General features: G+C 65.5%; 4 protein-coding genes and 1 pseudogene. All 5 read right to left on the reverse strand.

The window, feature by feature from the left end; genetic code table 11:
- Positions 1 to 119: 119 nt before the first annotated feature.
- Positions 120 to 995 carry a hypothetical protein gene (locus OXF11_04230; GenBank protein ID MCY4486306.1) on the reverse strand — a complete coding sequence of 292 codons (876 nt, stop codon included), beginning with the start codon at positions 993 to 995 and terminating at the stop codon, positions 120 to 122.
- Between the two features lie 358 nt (positions 996 to 1,353).
- Positions 1,354 to 1,467, reverse strand: a pseudogene (locus OXF11_04235) (IS3 family transposase).
- Positions 1,449 to 2,210, reverse strand: coding sequence for a site-specific integrase (locus OXF11_04240; GenBank protein ID MCY4486307.1), 762 nt, complete (start codon positions 2,208 to 2,210; stop codon positions 1,449 to 1,451). The pseudogene OXF11_04235 and the gene OXF11_04240 overlap by 19 nt, the downstream one beginning before the upstream one ends.
- Positions 2,211 to 2,314: 104 nt before the next feature.
- Positions 2,315 to 2,701: an Arm DNA-binding domain-containing protein gene (locus OXF11_04245; GenBank protein MCY4486308.1), complete on the reverse strand. Its 387-nt coding sequence runs from the start codon at positions 2,699 to 2,701 to the stop codon at positions 2,315 to 2,317.
- Positions 2,702 to 2,722: 21 nt separating this feature from the next.
- Positions 2,723 to 3,110: tyrosine-type recombinase/integrase (locus OXF11_04250; GenBank protein ID MCY4486309.1), on the reverse strand; the 388-nt coding region annotated here is incomplete at its 5' end.

The raw sequence follows: 3,110 nt of genomic DNA on the forward strand, positions 1-3,110 counted from the left end.
CGGAATGCAAGCCATGATACATTAGTATGGCACTACATTCCGTCCCCAGAAACATGATCTCAATGAATTCAATAGGTTAGATGGTGCACCCGTACACAAAATACCCTAAATCCCCACATTCATGTTAAAGATGGGCTAAGCCACGGGTGAGGACGCCAGTCGAGGGCCATGCGAGCACCCGTGTTCCACTCGTTGGAGCCATCATCGGCCCTCCAACGATAGCCGACCGTGTTGAGGCGAAGCGTCGTGGTCAAGTCGAAGCGGAGCCCCAACTCGAACCCCTCAAGCGCGCGTTCCTCGTAGCCCGCAGCGCCCGGGCGCCAACCGGTGGAGGGAATAAAGTAGCGGACCGAGCCAGTACCCCACCTTCCGGCATAGTCGATCCCCGGCGCCAGCACCCGGTGCCCACGTTCGAGGTTGAGTAGATGAAAGGCCGAGAAGCCAACGATGTCGGCGTCCGCGGTACGCGACACCCGAAAGCGGCGCACAACTCCCTGCCTCAGATCATTACGGAAGAGGCCGGAACCGAACCCGTCCCAAGAGCGCGTGATACCCTGCTGAAAAAAGAACGAGGAAACGGCTGCACGGCTCGCGGACAGTCCCGCGCCCGTGAACGGAAGCACCATGTCGAGGTCACCCTCGATGCCGAACTCGCTCGACACCGGGGAGTAGCCGAAGTTGCCGGCAATCTGGAAACGTTCCCCGAATCGCATCTTCCCGTATGAGTCGGCGAGCCGTAGAGTCTGGTCTAGCATCAGCGTCAGGCCGTGGCCGAAAAGACACCGCGTCCCTTCCGAAACCCTGGTGTTGATTGCGTCCCGGCACTCGGTCGCGTGCAGGAGATAGTCACTCCACCACCTGGTGCCGGGATCGGCTCGCGGGACGGAAGGGACGAGAACAAGCCCGGCCAACAACGTGAATGCGCATGCGGCCCTCTGTATGGTATAAAGGCCAAACAAGTTCGAACGAACCCCAGCACCCTTGCACTCTACCATTGGGCTTTCCTCCGGGTAGCGACTCTTTCGGCTGTTCGTCGCACAACTCCGGCCAACCTGTCAAACAGGTGAGGTGGTCCTGTTTCCTTGGACAGGATGGCGACCGAGTTAAGGTGTATTCCGGATGATCGGTCATACCGCCAGAATCCTGCATAGGGGTAGACGAGGTGTGCGGCTCAGCCTGCCTCTCCAGCGGCATTCCTTTGTCATAGGGTTCCGGCGAGTGGAGTCGGTTGGGACGGAGTGAAGCCATTCGGTATTGCGAAACGGTATCCATCGGGCGATGACCGTTGGGCTTGGAAGCCTTATGAGAATTCTTGCAGTTAGCCGGCTTCGGACACAAGCGAGCGCGAGCAGCGCGCTCGATGAAGATGTTGTCCATGCAACCGCCCCCGCCGTCGATGGAGATGGCAACGCCGACGTCTTTGAGGGTAGCGGTGGACTCCAGGCTGGTCAACTGGCTGCCTTGGTCCACGTAGCGCTCCAGGGCTTCCGTGAGGGCTCTGTGCTTGGTCCGCGTCGCCACTCGGTACCCCTCAGGATGTCGGCGGCGATGCTGGCGGATACGCGGATGGCGGACTCGTGCACCGACTCCCGCGCCAGATGCGCGTACCGCGCGGTGGGCTCCACCTTGGTGTGAACCAGGAGCTTTCCGATCATGGTCAGCCCTTCGCCGAGCGACAGCGCCCTGGACGCGAACGAGTGACGGCAGTCGTGGAGCCGCACGTCCCCCAGCTTCGCACGCTTGCGGATCCGGTCCCAGGGGTCGTTCAGGTTGCGCAAGTGCGTGCCCGCCTTCTTCCCCGGAATCACGTGCGGGTTCCCCTCCACGCGCGGAACGTCGGCGAGCACCCGGGCCGCTTCCGGCGAGAGCGGAGCCACGCGCGCTCCGGTCTTGGAGTCCTCGATCTTGATCTCGCGCGCATCAAGGTCCACGTCCCGCCAGCGGAGCGCCAGGACCTCGTTACGCCTCAACCCCGTGAGCAGCAACAGCCGGATCGCCGCCACCGCGTGCACCGACACGCCATTGCCGGTCTCCGCCTCCGCCAGCGCCCGCCCCAGCCGGCGGAACTCATCCTCGCTCAGGAACCGCTCGCGCCCGCGCTCGCGGTTCTTCGCCACCACCCGGCACGGGTTGCTCGCCTCCGGCAACTCCCCCCGGTCCTCCGCGGAGTTCCAGATGCACGACAGCGCCTCCACCGTCCGGTTCGCCATCGACGGCGTCCCGCGCATCGAATGGTGCCGTTCGGTCACCCGCTTGTGATCCACCGCCAGCGCCGGGACTCTGCCGAGTGCTGGCAGCAGGTGCTTGCGGACGATCAGCGTGTACATCTCCACCGTCCTGGGCTTGCACCGCACCGCCACGTGCTCCTCAAGCACCGGCGCGCAAGCTCCCCCACGGTGGGACCCTCGGCCAGGGCCGCCGCGGGCTCCGCCACCGGCTCCTCTCCCGCCTTGATGCGCGCGATGATCGGCGCCGCCCGCCTGCGCGCGTCCTCCCCCGTCACGATCCCGTGCCGGCCCACCGTCACCCGCTTCGCCGCCTTGCCGTTGGCCCGGGTCTGCACCACGTAGTACTTGCTGCCTGACGAATAGGCGCGAACCCCGAAGCCTGAAAGCTCCGAGTCCCAGTAGACCGTGTCCCTCTTCACCACCAGCGCTTCCACCGTGCGCTTCGAAATCGTCGCCGTGGCGAGCTTCGCCATGGGCCGCTGCCTCCCTCCGGCTCAGACCGCGCCCGGCGGCAGGATGTCCGCCCCGATGCTGCCGCCGACCCTGGCGGCCGAAGCCTTCTCCGTGTCCCGCGCCAGGTGCGCATAGCGCGCCGTCGTCGCCACCTTCGCATGACCCAGCAGCGCGCCGATCATCGAAAGCCCCTCGCCCAGCGCCAGCGCCCGCGATGCGTACGAATGACGGCAGTCGTGGAGCCGCACGTCGCCGAGCCCTGCCCGCCCGCGGAGCCTCATCCAGATCGCATCGAGGTTCGCGAGCCGCGTTCCGGGCTTCCGCCCCTCGATCACCCACGGTTTGTCCTTCGTCCGCGGTATCCCGGCCAGCACCGCCTTCACCGCCCGCGTGCGCGGCACGCCGCGCCCTCCCGCCCTGCCGTCCCCC

The sequence above is a fragment of the Deltaproteobacteria bacterium genome, from assembly GCA_026712905.1.
Taxonomy (GTDB): Bacteria; Desulfobacterota; Binatia; order UBA9968; family JAJDTQ01; genus JAJDTQ01.